This window comes from Citrobacter telavivensis, assembly GCA_009363175.1.
In the GTDB taxonomy this organism is placed as follows: domain Bacteria; phylum Pseudomonadota; class Gammaproteobacteria; order Enterobacterales; family Enterobacteriaceae; genus Citrobacter_A; species Citrobacter_A telavivensis.
Window position 1 is genome coordinate 580230 of the sequence record CP045205.1, and the last position, 16304, is coordinate 596533.

Sequence of the window (16304 nt, forward strand, 5' to 3'; positions counted from 1 at the left end):
GCTACAATGGATACTCCTTATTCTCAGAGATATCCATTGTGGCGTTACTGATCATTACTACGATCCTGTGGGCCTTCTCCTTCAGTTTGTTTGGGGAGTACCTTGCCGGACACGTCGATAGCTACTTTGCGGTGCTGGTTCGGGTCGGTCTGGCGGCGCTGGTATTCCTGCCTTTCCTGCGTACCCGCGGGCACAGCCTGAAAACTATCGGCCTGTATATGCTGGTGGGGGCCATGCAGCTTGGCATCATGTATATGCTGAGTTTCCACGCTTATCTCTACCTGACCGTTTCTGAACTGCTGCTGTTTACCGTGTTGACGCCGCTCTATATCACGCTGATTTACGATCTAATGAGCAAGCGTCGCCTGCGCTGGGGCTATGCTTTCAGCGCGCTGCTGGCGGTGATTGGCGCAGGGATTATTCGCTATGACCAGGTGACCGATCACTTCTGGACGGGCCTGCTGCTGGTCCAACTTTCCAACATTAGCTTTGCCATCGGGATGGTGGGCTATAAGCGCCTGATGGAGACGCGCCCGATGCCGCAGCATAATGCATTTGCGTGGTTTTACCTCGGCGCGTTTCTGGTGGCCGTGGTCGCCTGGTTCATGCTGGGCAATGCGCAGAAAATGCCGGAGACGACACTCCAGTGGGGCATTCTGGTGTTCCTCGGCGTGGCGGCTTCAGGGATCGGCTACTTTATGTGGAACTACGGTGCCACACAGGTCGATGCGGGCACGCTGGGTATTATGAACAACATGCATGTGCCCGCAGGACTGCTGGTCAACCTGGCGATTTGGCACCAACAGCCTCACTGGCCGAGCTTTATTACGGGTGCGGCTGTGATACTGGCGTCACTGTGGGTGCATCGAAAATGGGTCGCTCCGCGCTCCGTACAAATGGCAGATGATCGCAGGCGTGATTGCGCGCCGATCGAATAAACGCCTCAGTCACCGGCTGACGCTGCTCTCCGTCACGCACGGCGGCGTACAGCCGGCTCCATAAGCCATCCCCCAGGGTTCTGGTCACCACCAGACCCTGGCGTTCAAAACTTTCCACGACCCAGTGCGGCAGGGCGGCAATGCCCATGTTTGCTGCCACCATCTGAATCAACAGCAGGGTGTTATCCACACTTTTCAGTGACGGGCTGACCCCCGCTGGCTGAAGAAAATGGCGCCAGACGTCCAGTCGACTGCGCTGTACCGGATAGATCAGCAGCGTTTCGCTGGCTAAATCTTCCGGCGTTACCTGTGTCTTGCTGGTCAGCGGATGATCGGGGGCCAGCACCAGGCGAACTTCAAAATCGAACATTGGCGAATAGTGCAGCCCGCTGCGCGGCAGAATGTCAGAGGTCATTACCAGATCCAGTTCGTCCTGCTGGAGCGCGGGCTGGGGGTCAAACGTCACGCCGGATTTAAAATCCATCTCCACCTGCGGCCATTTAGCGCGGAAGTTTTCCAGCGCCGGGGTCAGCCACTGAATACAGCTATGACACTCAATAGCGATGCGCAGACGAGTCTGCTGCGGTTCGTTGCAGGCCTGCAACGCGCGGTTAATTTGCGGCAGGACCTGACTGGCCAGCTGTAGCAGGATCTCACCCTGAGGGGTGAAACGTAGCGGCTGGCTTTTACGAATAAATAGCCGAAAGCCAAGGCGCTGCTCCAGATCGCTGAACTGGTGAGACAAGGCGGATTGGGTTTGATGCAGCGTCGCCGCGGCGGCTGCCAGCGACCCGGTATTCCGCAACGCCTGGAGCGTTTTCAGGTGTTTAATCTCGATCATGAAAGTCCTTCACTTCGGCATGAACAAATTGCGCTTGAGGAATATACAGTAACTGTCAAATATGGATGTGTAAACATCTGGACGTCCAAAATCCTTCGTCTTTTAAATTTATGGTGCGTTGGCTGCGTTTACTCACCCCGGTCACTTACTTCAGTAAGCTCCCGGGGATGAGCAAACTTGCCGCCTTCCCTAAATTCAAAATCCATAGGATTTACATATAATTAGAGGCAGTAAAATGACAATATTGAATCACACCCTCGGTTTCCCTCGCGTTGGCCTGCGTCGCGAGCTGAAAAAAGCGCAAGAAAGCTACTGGGCGGGTAATGCGACCCGTGAAGAGCTACTGGCGGTGGGCCGCGAGCTGCGAGCGCGCCACTGGGATCAACAAAAGCAAGCGGGTATTGATCTTCTGCCGGTGGGTGACTTCGCCTGGTATGACCATGTTCTGACCACCAGCCTGCTGCTCGGCAACGTGCCGGCTCGTCATCAGAACAAAGACGGTTGTGTCGATATCGACACGCTGTTCCGCATTGGTCGTGGTCGTGCGCCGACCGGTGAACCTGCGGCAGCGGCGGAAATGACCAAGTGGTTTAACACCAACTATCACTACATGGTGCCGGAGTTCGTTAAAGGTCAGCAGTTCAAACTGACCTGGACACAACTGCTGGATGAAGTGGACGAGGCGCTGGCGCTGGGTCACAAGGTGAAACCCGTGCTGCTGGGGCCGGTGACGTATCTGTGGCTGGGGAAAGTGAAAGGCGAATCGTTCGACCGCCTGAGCCTGTTGAATGACATTCTGCCGGTGTACAAACAGGTGCTGGCTGAGCTGGCAAAACGCGGTATCGAGTGGGTGCAGATTGACGAACCGGCGTTAGTGCTGGAGCTGCCGCAGGCGTGGCTGAACGCCTTCAAACCGGCCTACGATGCACTTTCCGGGCAGGTGAAACTGCTGTTGACCACTTACTTTGAAGGTGTGACGCCGAACCTTGATACCATTACCGCGCTGTCGGTACAGGGGCTGCACGTTGACCTGGTCCACGGTAAAGATGACGTGGCGGCGCTGCACAAACGCCTGCCGTCTGACTGGCTGCTGTCTGCCGGTCTGGTCAATGGACGTAACGTCTGGCGTGCCGATCTGACAGAAAAATATGCCCAGATTAACAATATCGTAGGCCTTCGTGCGCTGTGGGTGGCTTCTTCCTGCTCGCTGCTGCATAGCCCGATCGACCTGAGCGTCGAAACGCGTCTGGATGAGGAAGTGAAGAGCTGGTTTGCCTTTGCTCTGCAAAAATGTGGCGAACTGACGCTGCTGCGCGATGCGCTGAACAGCGGCGATACCGCCGCCATCGCCGAATGGAGCGCACCGATTCAGGCGCGTCGCCATTCAACCCGTGTACACAATGCGGCAGTGGAAAAACGTCTGGCGGCCATCACCGAACAGGACAGCCAGCGAGCGAACCCGTATGAGGTGCGTGCTGAAGCCCAGCGTGCGCGCTTCAACCTGCCGGCCTGGCCAACGACCACTATCGGTTCTTTCCCGCAGACCACTGAAATCCGCGGCCTGCGTCTGGACTTCAAAAAGGGCAATCTCGATGCCAACCACTACCGCACCGGCATTGCGGAGCATATCAAGCAGGCGATTGTTGAGCAGGAGCGGCTGGGGCTGGACGTGCTGGTTCACGGTGAAGCCGAGCGTAATGACATGGTGGAATATTTTGGTGAACATCTGGACGGTTTCGTCTTCACCCAGAACGGCTGGGTGCAGAGCTACGGTTCCCGCTGTGTTAAACCGCCGGTGGTGATCGGTGACGTTAGTCGTCCGGAAGCGATTACCGTCGAGTGGGCGAAATACGCCCAGTCTCTGACCGACAAACCGGTGAAAGGGATGCTGACCGGCCCGGTGACGATTCTTTGCTGGTCGTTCCCACGTGAAGATGTCAGCCGTGAAACGATTGCCAAACAGATCGCGCTGGCGCTACGTGACGAGGTGGCAGATCTTGAAGCGGCAGGCATTGGCATCATCCAGATTGATGAACCCGCACTACGTGAAGGGCTTCCGCTGCGCCGTAGCGACTGGGCCGCCTATCTGGCGTGGGGCGTGGAGGCATTTCGTATCAATGCAGCGGTGGCGAAGGATGATACCCAGATCCACACCCACATGTGTTACTGCGAGTTTAACGACATCATGGATTCTATCGCCGCGCTGGATGCCGACGTGATAACCATTGAGACCTCACGTTCCGACATGGAGTTGCTGGAGTCATTTGAAGAGTTCGACTATCCAAACGAAATTGGACCGGGCGTGTATGACATTCACTCGCCGAACGTCCCGAGCGTAGAATGGATTGAGGCGCTGTTGCAAAAAGCGGCGCAGCGTATCCCGGCTGAACGCCTGTGGGTGAACCCGGACTGCGGCCTGAAAACCCGCGGTTGGGCAGAAACCCGAGCCGCGCTGGCAAACATGGTCCAGGCAGCACAGAATCTGCGTCAGGCGTGATCCTGAAAAATCTGGCCCGGGTGTTTCCGGGCCAGAACTTATTTCTTACTTCCGTACTGCGCAAACCATGCCAGCATTCTTTGCCAGCCGTCTTTGGCGGATTCTTCGTGATAGCTCGAGCGATAGTCGGCATTGAAGGCATGACCGGCATCGGGATAGACGATAATCTCCGTGTTGGCGTTAGCGGCGCGTAGCGCCTGGCGCATGGTCTCCACGCTTTCCTGCGAAATACTGTTATCCTGACCGCCGTACAGACCCAGCACCGGGGCGTTCAGATCGGTCGCCACATCGACAGGATGCTTCGGCGAATTCAACGACTTATCACCCACTAGCTTTCCATACCAGGCCACTGCGGCTTTCAACTGCGGGTTATGCGCCGCGTACAGCCAGGCAATACGTCCGCCCCAACAAAAGCCGGTGATCATCAGGCGATGAACATCCCCACCGTTACGGGACGCCCAACTGGCAACGTGATCCAGATCGGCCAGTACCTGAGAATCCGGCACTTTCGCCACCAGACCGCTGAGCAGGGTAGGAATATCGGCGAAATCATTCGGATCGCCCTCGCGGAAATAGAGTTCTGGCGCGATAGCCAGATACCCGTCCAGCGCCAGGCGACGGCAGACGTCGCGGATATGTTCATGCACGCCAAAGATTTCCTGCACTACAATGACCACAGGCAGAGGGCCATCGCTCTTTTTCGGGCGCGCGTGATACGCCGGCATGTCGTCACCCTGGGAAGGGATCGACGTAATGCCCGCGACAATAGTGTCGTCCGGGGTATGAACTGAGGTAGAGGCAATCGGGGATGCTGCAGGTGCAAAACCGGTTTGTTGTGTTGATGTCATGGTATTCTCCGTACCCTTAGAAAAATAGCGCACTATTAACTATAGACAGCCTTTAACCATTCACACTGCCTCAAACGGCTCGCTTTTTGTGCGGAGAAAGAAAAAATCGGGCTGTTAATGTGACTTAAATCACTATTTATCGGTAAGTTTATGCAACTGATTTGTGTCATGGTGATGAGAGTCACGAAAATATCTTAAGTCCTTCGGTAAAGTGTCTTTTTGCTTCTTCTGACAAAAACCGAATCACAGAGGAGTTTTATATGTCCAGGTCTGACGTTTTTCATCTCGGCCTCACCAAGAACGATTTACAAGGGGCTACGCTGGCTATCGTCCCTGGCGATCCGGAACGTGTGGAAAAGATCGCCGCGCTGATGGAGAAGCCGGTTAAGCTGGCATCTCACCGTGAATTCACCACCTGGCGTGCAGAACTGGACGGTAAAGCCGTCATTGTCTGCTCGACCGGTATCGGCGGCCCGTCTACCTCTATTGCGGTGGAAGAACTGGCTCAGTTGGGCATTCGTACCTTCCTGCGTATCGGCACCACCGGTGCTATTCAGCCGCATATTAATGTCGGCGATGTGCTGGTCACCACGGCGTCCGTTCGTCTGGATGGCGCGAGCCTGCATTTTGCGCCGATGGAGTACCCGGCAGTCGCTGACTTTGAATGCACCACCGCGCTGGTTGAAGCGGCAAAATCCATCGGTGCCACCACTCACGTGGGCGTGACCGCCTCTTCTGACACCTTCTACCCAGGTCAGGAACGCTACGACACCTTCTCCGGTCGCGTGGTGCGTCGTTTCAAAGGCTCTATGGAAGAGTGGCAGTCAATGGGCGTGATGAACTACGAAATGGAGTCCGCCACGCTGCTGACCATGTGTGCAAGCCAGGGCCTGCGCGCCGGGATGGTAGCGGGCGTGATCGTTAACCGTACTCAGCAGGAGATCCCGAATGCTGAGACGATGAAACAGACCGAAAGCCATGCGGTGAAAATCGTGGTGGAAGCGGCGCGTCGTCTGATCTAATCCTCTTCCCTTCCATAAAAGGCCGACGCGTTCGGCCTTTTGCTTTTACGCGATTATTTGCGTAGCGCCTCGCAGGAAAGTTCTTTAAAACTGGACGTTTATACAGCACAATTCTATTTTGTGCGGGTGATGTATGGCGTCAGGAGGCATTTTGGATATCTCAATCATTATTTATGCGGTTATTGCGCTGGTGGGTATTGCGCTTGGCTGGCTGCTGGCCAGCTATCAGCATGCACAACAGAAAGCCGAGCAATTCGCTGAACGTGAAGAGATGGTTGCGGCATTAAGCGCAGCAAAACAACAGATAGCCCAAAGCGAACACTGGCGCGATGAGTGTGAGTTGCTCAATAACGAATTACGTAGCCTGCGCAGTATTAACACCTCGCTGGAAGCGGATCTGCGTGAAGTGACTACGCGGATGGAAGCGACGCAGCAGCATGCGGAAGATAAAATCCGCCAGATGATCAACAGCGAGCAGCGTCTGAGCGAACAGTTTGAAAACCTGGCGAACCGAATCTTTGAACAGAGCAATCGCCGGGTTGATGAGCAAAACCGACAGAGCCTGAACGGTCTGCTGACGCCGCTGCGAGAACAACTGGACGGTTTTCGTCGCCAGGTCCAGGAGAGCTTTGGTCAGGAAGCGCGCGAGCGTCATACCCTGGCGCATGAAATTCGCAATCTCCAACAGCTTAATGCGCAAATGACCCAGGAAGCGGTCAACCTGACCCGTGCGCTAAAAGGCGATAACAAAACGCAGGGGAACTGGGGCGAGGTGGTGCTCACCCGCGTGCTGGAGGCGTCCGGACTGCGTGAAGGGTACGAGTACGAAACGCAGGTCAGCATCGAAAATGACGTCCGTTCCCGTATGCAGCCTGACGTGATCGTACGCTTGCCACAGGGCAAAGATGTGGTGATCGACGCCAAAATGACGCTGGTGGCCTATGAGCGCTATTTTAACGCGCAAGATGATGACACCCGCGAAAACGCGCTCCAGGAGCACATTGCCTCGGTGCGTAACCATATTCGTCTGCTGGGACGTAAGGATTACCAGCAACTTCCGGGGCTGCGCACCCTGGATTACGTGCTGATGTTTATCCCTGTGGAGCCCGCTTTTCTGTTGGCGCTTGACCGACAGCCTGAACTGATTACCGAGGCGCTTAAAAATAATATTATGCTGGTCAGCCCAACGACATTACTGGTGGCGTTGCGGACCATTGCGAATCTGTGGCGCTACGAACATCAAAGTCGTAATGCGCAACAGATTGCAGACCGTGCGAGCAAGCTCTATGACAAAATGCGCCTCTTTGTCGATGATATGTCCGCCATCGGGCAGAGCCTGGATAAAGCGCAAGATAACTATCGTCAGGCGATGAAAAAACTCTCGTCGGGACGTGGTAACGTGCTGGCGCAGGCCGAAGCGTTTCGCGGCTTAGGAGTCGAAATTAAGCGCGAGATTAATCCTGAACTGGCGGAACAGGCCACGACGCAGGATGAAGAGTATCGGTTGCGATCGGTACCCGAAGAGCAGGAAAACACGTCTTATTCCGACGATGACGGGATAAAGCAGCAATCGAATTAGTCCGTTCGGGGCAGCCGGGACGGGCAGAAGGGTAGGGCAATGCGCCCCAATCTGTTACACTTCTCGAACAATTTTTAGATGAGCAGGCACTGAGATGGTGGATAATTCACAAGAAACGACGCACTTTGGTTTTCAGACTGTCGCTAAAGAGCATAAAGCGGACATGGTGGCCCACGTTTTTCATTCTGTGGCATCAAAATATGATGTCATGAATGATTTGATGTCTTTTGGCATTCATCGTTTGTGGAAACGCTTCACCATCGACTGTAGCGGCGTTCGCCGTGGTCAGACAGTGCTGGACTTAGCCGGGGGGACCGGCGATCTCACGGCCAAATTCTCTCGCCTGGTCGGTGAGACCGGCAAGGTTATTCTGGCGGACATCAATGACTCAATGCTCAAAATGGGTCGCGAGAAGCTGCGCAATATCGGCGTGATTGGCAACGTGGAATACGTTCAGGCCAATGCGGAAGCGCTACCGTTCCCGGACAATACCTTTGACTGCATTACCATTTCCTTCGGTTTGCGTAACGTCACGGACAAAGACAAAGCCTTGCGCTCCATGTACCGAGTCCTGAAACCGGGCGGCCGTCTGCTGGTGCTGGAATTTTCTAAACCGATTATCGAACCGCTGAGTAAAGCGTACGATGCCTACTCTTTCCATATCTTGCCGCGTATTGGTTCTATGGTCGCCAATGATGCCGACAGCTATCGCTATCTGGCGGAATCCATCCGTATGCATCCCGACCAGGACACATTGAAAGCGATGATGCAGGACGCCGGGTTCGAAAGCGTCGACTATTACAACCTGACAGCGGGTGTGGTTGCGCTGCATCGCGGCTATAAGTTCTGACAGGAGAACGGGGATGCCTTTTAAACCCTTAGTGACTGCAGGAATGGAAAGTCTGCTTAATTCATTCCTGTATCGTTCGCCGGCGTTGAAAACGGCGCGAGCGCGTCTGCTGGGAAAAGTGCTGCGTGTGGAGCTAAAAGGCTTTTCGACATCATTAATTCTGCTGTTCAGCGAACGTCAGGTTGACGTGCTGGGCGAGTGGGCTGGCGAGGCCGACTGCACGGTAATCACGCATGCCAGCGTGTTGCCAAAATTACGCGACCGCCAGCAACTGACCGCACTGATCCGCAGTGGCGAACTGGAAGTGCAGGGTGATATTCAGGTTGTACAGAATTTCGTTGCCCTTGCCGATCTGGCGGAATTCGATCCTGCTGAACTGCTGGCTCCTTATACCGGCGACATCGCAGCAGAAGGGATCAGCAAAGCGCTACGCGGCGGGGTCAAATTTATCCGACACGGGATCCAACGTCAGCAACGCTATGTTGCCGAAGCCATTACGGAAGAGTGGCGAATGGCGCCCGGATCGCTTGAGGTTGCCTGGTTTGCGGAAGAAACGGCAGCCGTGGAGCGTGCTGTCGATGCACTGACCCGGCGGCTGGAAAAACTGGAGGCTAAATGACGCCAGGTGAAGTACGGCGCCTATATTTCATCATTCGCACTTTCTTAAGTTACGGACTTGATGAGCTCATCCCAAAAATGCGGATCACGCTGCCGCTGCGGTTATGGCGTTATTGCCTGTTCTGGATGCCAAACCGACATAAAGAAAAACTACTGGGAGAGAGACTGAGACTGGCTCTGCAGGAGTTAGGGCCGGTGTGGATCAAGTTTGGTCAAATGCTCTCGACCCGACGCGATCTCTTTCCCCCGCATATTGCCGATCAGCTGGCGTTGTTACAGGACAAAGTCGCTCCCTTCGATGGAAAACTTGCGAAAGCGCAAATCGAAGAAGCCATGGGCGGACTGCCTGTTGAAGCCTGGTTTGATGAATTTGATATTCAACCGCTGGCGTCGGCGTCGGTTGCCCAGGTGCATACGGCGAGACTGAAATCGAACGGCAAAGAGGTTGTCATCAAAGTCATCCGCCCGGACATTCTGCCGGTTATCAAAGCGGATCTGAGACTGATCTATCGTCTTGCTCGCTGGGTGCCACGCTTGCTGCCAGATGGCCGCCGCCTGCGTCCGACGGAAGTCGTGCGGGAATATGAAAAGACATTGATTGATGAGCTGAATCTGCTGCGTGAATCCGCCAACGCTATCCAACTGCGGCGAAACTTTGAAGACAGCCCAATGCTCTACATCCCGGAAGTGTATTCTGACTACTGTAGTGAGAATATGATGGTGATGGAACGCATTTACGGTATCCCGGTTTCCGATGTGGTGACGCTGGAGAAAAACGGCACCAACATGAAGTTGCTGGCGGAGCGCGGCGTACAGGTATTCTTCACTCAGGTCTTTCGTGACAGCTTCTTCCACGCGGATATGCACCCCGGTAACATCTTTGTCAGCTATGAACACCCGGAAAACCCGAAATATATTGGCATTGATTGCGGCATTGTTGGCTCGTTAAATAAGGAAGATAAGCGTTACCTTGCGGAGAACTTCATCGCGTTTTTTAATCGTGATTACCGCAAAGTTGCGGAACTGCACGTCGATTCTGGCTGGGTACCACCGGATACCAACGTTGAAGAGTTTGAATTTGCGATTCGTACGGTGTGCGAGCCGATATTCGAGAAGCCGCTGGCGGAAATCTCGTTTGGCCACGTTTTGTTAAACCTTTTCAATACGGCGCGTCGGTTTAACATGGAAGTGCAGCCGCAACTGGTATTGTTGCAGAAGACATTATTGTATGTTGAGGGTGTAGGCCGCCAACTCTATCCGCAGTTGGATCTCTGGAAAACAGCGAAGCCTTTTCTGGAGTCATGGATCAAAGATCAGGTCGGTATTCCAGCGCTGATCAGAGCATTTAAGGAAAAAGCGCCGTTCTGGGTCGAAAAAATGCCAGAACTCCCTGAACTGGTGTACGACAGTTTGCGCCAGGGCAAATATTTACAGCACAGTGTTGATAAGATTGCGCGCGAGCTTCAGGAGAATCATGTCCGTCAGGGGCAATCCCGTTACTTATTGGGAATTGGCGCAACGTTGCTGTTAAGTGGGACGTTCTTGCTGATTAATCGCCCTGAATGGGGCTATATGCCCGGTTGGTTAATGGCGGGCGGCCTGGTTGCCTGGATTGTCGGCTGGTGCAAAACTCGCTGATTTTTTCATCGCTCAAGGCAGGCCGGGTAACGTATACTACGGCCTTATTAATTCATCATCTATCACAGAGGAACATGTATGGGTGGTATCAGTATTTGGCAGTTGGTGATCATTGCCGTCATCGTTGTACTGTTGTTTGGCACCAAGAAGCTCGGCTCCATCGGTTCCGATCTTGGCGCATCCATCAAAGGCTTCAAAAAAGCCATGAGTGATGATGATGCTAAACAGGATAAAGCCAGTCAGGACGCTGACTTTACCGCGAAATCTATTACTGACAAACCGGCAGACGCTGATAAAGAAACTGCGAAAAAAGAAGACGCGAAAAGCCACGATAAAGAGCAGGTGTAATTCGTGTTTGATATCGGTTTTAGCGAACTGTTACTGGTGTTTATTATCGGCCTCGTTGTTCTGGGGCCGCAGCGATTGCCGGTAGCCGTCAAAACGATAGCTGGCTGGGTACGCGCACTGCGATCCCTTGCGACAACCGTTCAGAATGAACTGACCCAGGAGCTTAAGCTCCAGGAGTTTCAGGACAGCCTGAAAAAGGTTGAGAAAGCGAGCCTGGAAAATCTGACTCCCGAGCTAAAAGCCTCGATGGATGAACTGCGTCAGGCGGCAGAGTCAATGAAGCGTTCCTATAGCGCAAACGAGCCCGAAAAAGCGAGCGACGAAGCGCATACCATCCATAACCCGGTGGTGAAAGGGAACGAAGAACAGCATGAAGGGGTCACCCCCGCCACTGCTGAAGTCCAGGCCAGTGCACCGGAACAGGCTCCTGAGATTGCCGGGGAGACACCCCCAATTGTCAACGTGAAGGACGCTGAACCGAAATCCGCTGCCCCTGTTGCTGGCTCCTCCCCTACGTCGAGTGATAAACCGTAAACATGGCTGTAGAAGATACTCAACCGCTTATCACGCACCTGATTGAGCTGCGTAAACGTCTGCTTAACTGCATTATTGCGGTTATCGTGATCTTTCTGGCATTGGTCTATTTTGCCAATGACATCTATCACCTGGTTTCCTCGCCACTCATCAAACAGTTGCCGCAGGGTGCGACCATGATCGCGACGGATGTCGCATCACCGTTTTTCACCCCGATCAAATTGACCTTCATGGTGTCGCTGATCCTGTCTGCGCCGGTGATCCTTTATCAGGTCTGGGCGTTTATCGCGCCAGCGCTGTATAAGCATGAACGCCGCATGGTGGTACCGCTGCTGGTCTCCAGTTCGTTACTGTTCTATATCGGTATGGCGTTTGCCTATTTTGTCGTGTTCCCGCTGGCGTTTGGCTTCCTTGCCAATACCGCGCCGGAAGGTGTGCAGGTCTCGACGGATATTGCCAGCTATCTAAGCTTTGTCATGGCGCTGTTCATGGCATTCGGCGTCTCGTTTGAGGTGCCTGTTGCCATCGTGCTGCTTTGCTGGATGGGTGTGACTACACCGGATGACTTGCGTAAAAAACGGCCTTACGTGCTGGTTGGTGCGTTTGTGGTAGGGATGCTGCTGACGCCGCCGGATGTTTTTTCGCAGACGTTACTGGCGATTCCGATGTACTGCCTGTTTGAGGTAGGCGTTTTCTTCTCACGTTTCTATGTCGGCAAGCGACAGACGCGGGATGAAGATAACGAGGCGGAATCAGAAGCCGAAGCTGAGAAAGCCGAGAAGACAGAAGAGTAAATTCAACCGCCCGTCAGGGCGGTTGTTATATGGAGCGAAGCATGTTTGATATCGGCGTTAATTTAACCAGTTCGCAGTTTTTGAAAGACCGTGATGAGGCCGTCGCACGCGCGACTGCTGCTGGCGTGAAGGGGCTGCTTCTTACCGGAACCAATCTACATGAAAGCCAGCAGGCGCAGCGGCTGGCGCAGACTTATCCTCACTGTTGGTCGACGGCCGGTGTTCACCCGCATGACAGCAGCCAGTGGCAACCTGAAACAAAGGATGCGATTGTGGCACTGGCGAACCAGCCGGAGGTCGTGGCGATTGGCGAATGTGGCCTCGATTTCAATCGCAATTTTTCCACTCCGCAGGAACAAGAGCGGGCGTTTGACGCGCAGTTGCGTATTGCCGCTGAGTTACAAATGCCGGTCTTTATGCATTGTCGTGATGCGCACGTGCGATTCATGACGCTGCTGGAACCGTGGCTGGACAAACTCCCGGGCGCGGTGCTGCACTGCTTTACCGGTACGCGCGAGGAGATGCAGGAGTGTGTCGACAGGGGCATGTACATCGGTATTACGGGCTGGGTATGTGATGAACGTCGTGGGCTTGAGCTGCGCGAATTGCTACCGTTTATTCCGGCCGAACAACTGCTGATTGAAACCGACGCGCCGTATCTGTTGCCGCGCGATCTTTCGCCGAAGCCCGCGTCGCGGCGTAACGAACCGGCACATTTGCCACATATTCTTGAGCGTATTGCTCACTGGCGTGGAGACGATCCGCAATGGCTTTCCGCCACAACGGATGCGAATGTCAGGAAGCTGTTTGGAATTTCGTTCTGAGTCGACGTTAAAGCTTACGGAAACCGGTATTTATCACGCTCTGCTTCACCTCTTTATTTAGCAGGTTGAGCAGTAGCATGGAACGCGCCTCGCCGTCCGGTTCAGTGAAAATAGCCTGCAGGCCTTCAAAAGCCCCTTCCGTGATGACCACGCGGTCGCCGGGGTAAGGCGTTTCGGGATCGACAATGCCTTCCGGTTTATAAACGGAGAGCTGGTGAATCACCGTGGAAGGGACTATCGCGGGTGATGCGCCAAAGCGGACAAAATGGCTGACGCCGCGCGTGGCATTGATCGTCGTGGTATGAATCACTTCCGGATCAAATTCCACGAACAGATAGTTTGGGAACAGCGGTTCGCTGACTGCAGTACGTTTTCCTCGCACCATTTTTTCCAGGGTGATCATCGGCGTCAGGCAGCTCACTGCCTGTCTTTCGAGGTGTTCCTGAGCACGCTGAAGTTGCCCGCGCTTGCAGTACAGTAAATACCAGGATTGCATAATAACTCTTATCCGCTTGTCCGGGGCGCAAGCATAGCAAAAGCAAAGCGTGAAGTTAATTATAATTCCGGTGGAGCCGGTGGGCTGCCAGAGTTCACGCTAATTTAACAAAAATACAGCATCACGATGGTGAACGCCGTATAATGAGGCGCTTACGAAGAGGCCATAATGGACGCCATGAAATATCACGATTTACGCGACTTCCTGACGCTGCTTGAACAACAGGGTGAACTCAAACGCATCACGCTTGAAGTGGATCCGCACCTGGAAATCACCGAGATTGCTGACCGCACGCTACGTGCTGGTGGCCCTGCACTGCTGTTTGAAAACCCCAAAGGCTATTCGATGCCGGTGTTGTGCAACCTGTTTGGTACGCCAAAACGTGTCGCGATGGGCATGGGGCAGGATGATGTCTCCGCGCTGCGGGAAGTGGGTAAATTACTGGCATTTTTGAAAGAGCCGGAGCCGCCGAAAGGCTTTCGCGATCTGTTTGATAAGCTGCCGCAGTTCAAGCAGGTGCTGAATATGCCGACGAAACGACTGCGTGGTGCGCCTTGTCAGCAAAAAATCATCTCTGGCGATGACGTCGACTTAAACCGAATTCCTGTCATGACCTGCTGGCCTGAAGACGCCGCACCGCTCATCACCTGGGGGCTGACCGTGACGCGTGGCCCGCATAAAGAGCGGCAGAATCTGGGTATTTATCGCCAGCAGTTGATTGGCAAAAATAAACTGATCATGCGCTGGCTGTCCCATCGTGGCGGCGCGCTTGATTATCAGGAGTGGTGTGCGGCGCATCCGGGTGAACGTTTCCCGGTCTCCGTTGCGCTGGGTGCCGACCCTGCCACCATTCTTGGCGCGGTGACGCCGGTACCGGATACGCTCTCAGAGTACGCGTTTGCCGGTCTGCTGCGTGGCACAAAAACCGAAGTGGTCAAATGCCTGTCTAACGATCTTGAAGTGCCCGCCAGTGCGGAGATTGTGCTGGAAGGGTATATCGACCCGGGTGAAATGGCGCCGGAAGGCCCGTATGGCGACCATACGGGGTATTACAATGAAGTGGATAGCTTCCCGGTTTTTACCGTCACGCATATTACCCAGCGTGAGGACGCGATTTACCATTCGACCTACACCGGTCGTCCACCGGACGAACCCGCCGTGCTCGGCGTCGCGCTAAACGAAGTGTTTGTGCCGATTCTGCAAAAACAGTTCCCGGAAATCGTCGATTTTTATCTGCCGCCGGAAGGATGCTCTTATCGTCTGGCCGTCGTCACGATCAAAAAACAGTACGCCGGTCATGCGAAACGCGTCATGATGGGTGTCTGGTCATTTTTACGCCAGTTTATGTACACCAAATTTGTTATCGTTTGTGATGATGACGTCAATGCACGCGACTGGAATGATGTGATTTGGGCGATTACCACCCGAATGGATCCGGCCAGGGACACGGTGCTGGTAGAAAACACGCCAATTGATTATCTGGATTTTGCCTCGCCGGTTTCCGGCCTGGGTTCAAAAATGGGGCTGGATGCCACGAACAAATGGCCAGGTGAAACCCAACGCGAGTGGGGACGTCCAATTAAAAAAGATCCTGACGTTACCGCCCGTATCGATGCGATTTGGGATGAACTGGCCATCTTTAATGACGGTAAAGGCGCCTGAGGCGCTCGTTTTGCCCTACAGACCCATAGAGGGAGCGCATGACAACCTTAAGCTGTAAAGTGACCTCGGTAGAAGCTATCACTGATACCGTATACCGTGTTCGTTTAGTACCCGATGCGGCATTTTCCTTTCGCGCCGGTCAATATTTGATGGTCGTGATGGATGAGCGGGATAAACGTCCGTTCTCGATGGCCTCTACGCCGAATGATCAGGGTTTTATTGAGCTCCACATTGGTGCATCAGAAATTAACCTCTATGCCAAAGCGGTGATGGATCGCATCCTGAAGGACCATGAAATTACGGTGGATATTCCACACGGCGACGCGTGGCTGCGTGACGATGAAGAGCGTCCGCTGATCCTGATCGCCGGGGGCACAGGCTTTTCCTACGCCCGTTCCATTCTGCTGACGGCGCTGGCGCGTAATCCCAATCGTGAGGTCACGATTTACTGGGGCGGTCGTGAAGAGAAGCACCTCTACGATCTCTCTGAACTTGAAGCGCTCTCTGTCAACCATCCTAACCTGCGCGTTGAAGCGGTGGTGGAACAGCCTGAAACCGGCTGGCGTGGGCGTACGGGAACGGTCTTAACGGCGGTGATGCAGGATCACGGAACGCTGGCTGAGCATGACATCTACATTGCGGGCCGCTTTGAGATGGCGAAAATCGCGCGTGACCTGTTCTGTAATGAGCGCAGTGCGCGGGAAGATCGCCTGTTTGGCGATGCGTTTGCATTTATCTAAGAAGAAAAATGAAGCAGAAAAAACCCGCCCCTGACAGGCGGGAAGAACGGCAACTAAATTGTTATACAGTGACGT

General features: G+C 54.1%; 16 protein-coding genes. 13 read left to right on the forward strand and 3 right to left on the reverse strand.

What is annotated here, in order from left to right:
- Positions 1-38 precede the first annotated feature (38 nt).
- A complete protein-coding gene (gene bioP / locus GBC03_04970; protein ID QFS69604.1) occupies positions 39-938 on the forward strand; it encodes a biotin transporter in 900 nt (299 codons plus the stop codon).
- Here bioP and metR read toward each other — a convergent pair.
- Positions 826-1779, reverse strand: a complete 954-nt coding sequence (metR, locus tag GBC03_04975) for an HTH-type transcriptional regulator MetR (GenBank protein ID QFS69605.1) — start codon at positions 1777-1779, stop codon at positions 826-828. The genes bioP and metR overlap by 113 nt on opposite strands.
- Positions 1780-2014: 235 nt before the next feature.
- Between metR and metE the strand changes: the two genes are divergently transcribed.
- Positions 2015-4276, forward strand: coding sequence for a 5-methyltetrahydropteroyltriglutamate--homocysteine S-methyltransferase (gene metE, locus GBC03_04980; protein QFS69606.1), 2262 nt, complete (start codon positions 2015-2017; stop codon positions 4274-4276).
- Between the two features lie 38 nt (positions 4277-4314).
- Here metE and GBC03_04985 read toward each other — a convergent pair whose 3' ends face one another.
- Positions 4315-5124, reverse strand: a complete 810-nt coding sequence (locus GBC03_04985; protein QFS69607.1) for a prolyl oligopeptidase family serine peptidase — start codon at positions 5122-5124, stop codon at positions 4315-4317.
- Positions 5125-5384: 260 nt separating this feature from the next.
- Between GBC03_04985 and GBC03_04990 the strand changes: the two genes are divergently transcribed.
- The 9 genes from GBC03_04990 (at position 5385) to tatD (ending at position 13331) form a co-directional block, all read left to right on the forward strand.
- Positions 5385-6146, forward strand: a complete 762-nt coding sequence (locus GBC03_04990) for a uridine phosphorylase (protein ID QFS69608.1) — start codon at positions 5385-5387, stop codon at positions 6144-6146.
- A 151-nt stretch (positions 6147-6297) separates the two neighbouring features.
- Entirely contained in the window at positions 6298-7725 is a 1428-nt protein-coding gene (rmuC, locus tag GBC03_04995; protein ID QFS69609.1) for a DNA recombination protein RmuC, read from the forward strand.
- Between the two features lie 94 nt (positions 7726-7819).
- Positions 7820-8575 carry a bifunctional demethylmenaquinone methyltransferase/2-methoxy-6-polyprenyl-1,4-benzoquinol methylase UbiE gene (gene ubiE, locus GBC03_05000; protein QFS69610.1) on the forward strand — a complete coding sequence of 252 codons (756 nt, stop codon included), beginning with the start codon at positions 7820-7822 and terminating at the stop codon, positions 8573-8575.
- 13 nt (positions 8576-8588) lie between these two features.
- Positions 8589-9194, forward strand: coding sequence for a ubiquinone biosynthesis protein UbiJ (ubiJ, locus tag GBC03_05005; GenBank protein QFS69611.1), 606 nt, complete (start codon positions 8589-8591; stop codon positions 9192-9194).
- Positions 9191-10831 carry a ubiquinone biosynthesis regulatory protein kinase UbiB gene (ubiB, locus tag GBC03_05010; protein ID QFS69612.1) on the forward strand — a complete coding sequence of 547 codons (1641 nt, stop codon included), beginning with the start codon at positions 9191-9193 and terminating at the stop codon, positions 10829-10831. The genes ubiJ and ubiB overlap by 4 nt, the downstream gene beginning before the upstream one ends.
- Before the next feature lie 78 nt (positions 10832-10909).
- Positions 10910-11179, forward strand: coding sequence for a Sec-independent protein translocase subunit TatA (tatA, locus tag GBC03_05015; protein QFS69613.1), 270 nt, complete (start codon positions 10910-10912; stop codon positions 11177-11179).
- A 3-nt stretch (positions 11180-11182) separates the two neighbouring features.
- Positions 11183-11713, forward strand: coding sequence for a Sec-independent protein translocase subunit TatB (gene tatB / locus GBC03_05020; GenBank protein ID QFS69614.1), 531 nt, complete (start codon positions 11183-11185; stop codon positions 11711-11713).
- A 2-nt stretch (positions 11714-11715) separates the two neighbouring features.
- Positions 11716-12507 (forward strand): Sec-independent protein translocase subunit TatC, encoded by a 792-nt coding sequence (gene tatC, locus GBC03_05025; protein QFS69615.1) that lies wholly within the window; start codon positions 11716-11718, stop codon positions 12505-12507.
- Positions 12508-12548: 41 nt separating this feature from the next.
- On the forward strand, positions 12549-13331 hold the full coding sequence (gene tatD, locus GBC03_05030) for a 3'-5' ssDNA/RNA exonuclease TatD (protein ID QFS69616.1): 783 nt from the start codon (positions 12549-12551) through the stop codon (positions 13329-13331).
- 7 nt (positions 13332-13338) lie between these two features.
- Here tatD and rfaH read toward each other — a convergent pair whose 3' ends face one another.
- A complete protein-coding gene (gene rfaH, locus GBC03_05035) occupies positions 13339-13827 on the reverse strand; it encodes a transcription/translation regulatory transformer protein RfaH (GenBank protein QFS69617.1) in 489 nt (162 codons plus the stop codon).
- A gap of 168 nt (positions 13828-13995) precedes the next feature.
- Here rfaH and ubiD point away from each other — a divergent pair, with 168 nt between their 5' ends.
- Both ubiD and GBC03_05045 read left to right on the forward strand, forming a co-directional pair.
- Complete coding sequence (ubiD, locus tag GBC03_05040; protein QFS69618.1) at positions 13996-15489, forward strand: 4-hydroxy-3-polyprenylbenzoate decarboxylase; 1494 nt, start codon at positions 13996-13998, stop codon at positions 15487-15489.
- A 38-nt stretch (positions 15490-15527) separates the two neighbouring features.
- The gene (locus tag GBC03_05045) at positions 15528-16229 is read left to right on the forward strand and encodes an NAD(P)H-flavin reductase (GenBank protein ID QFS69619.1); all 702 of its coding nucleotides are present in this window, start codon (positions 15528-15530) and stop codon (positions 16227-16229) included.
- Positions 16230-16304 lie beyond the last annotated feature (75 nt).

Excerpts from the sequence above, each read along its gene's own strand:
- metE (QFS69606.1), top strand. The coding sequence starts at position 2,015 with ATGACAATATTGAATCACACCCTCGGTTTCCCTCGCGTTGGCCTGCGT.
- ubiE (QFS69610.1), top strand. The coding sequence starts at position 7,820 with ATGGTGGATAATTCACAAGAAACGACGCACTTTGGTTTTCAGACTGTC.
- tatA (QFS69613.1), top strand. The coding sequence starts at position 10,910 with ATGGGTGGTATCAGTATTTGGCAGTTGGTGATCATTGCCGTCATCGTT.
- tatD (QFS69616.1), top strand. The coding sequence starts at position 12,549 with ATGTTTGATATCGGCGTTAATTTAACCAGTTCGCAGTTTTTGAAAGAC.
- tatC (QFS69615.1), top strand. The coding sequence starts at position 11,716 with ATGGCTGTAGAAGATACTCAACCGCTTATCACGCACCTGATTGAGCTG.
- ubiD (QFS69618.1), top strand. The coding sequence starts at position 13,996 with ATGGACGCCATGAAATATCACGATTTACGCGACTTCCTGACGCTGCTT.
- metR (QFS69605.1), bottom strand. The coding sequence starts at position 1,779 with ATGATCGAGATTAAACACCTGAAAACGCTCCAGGCGTTGCGGAATACC.
- GBC03_04985 (QFS69607.1), bottom strand. The coding sequence starts at position 5,124 with ATGACATCAACACAACAAACCGGTTTTGCACCTGCAGCATCCCCGATT.
- GBC03_05045 (QFS69619.1), top strand. The coding sequence starts at position 15,528 with ATGACAACCTTAAGCTGTAAAGTGACCTCGGTAGAAGCTATCACTGAT.
- rfaH (QFS69617.1), bottom strand. The coding sequence starts at position 13,827 with ATGCAATCCTGGTATTTACTGTACTGCAAGCGCGGGCAACTTCAGCGT.
- ubiB (QFS69612.1), top strand. The coding sequence starts at position 9,191 with ATGACGCCAGGTGAAGTACGGCGCCTATATTTCATCATTCGCACTTTC.
- GBC03_04990 (QFS69608.1), top strand. The coding sequence starts at position 5,385 with ATGTCCAGGTCTGACGTTTTTCATCTCGGCCTCACCAAGAACGATTTA.
- ubiJ (QFS69611.1), top strand. The coding sequence starts at position 8,589 with ATGCCTTTTAAACCCTTAGTGACTGCAGGAATGGAAAGTCTGCTTAAT.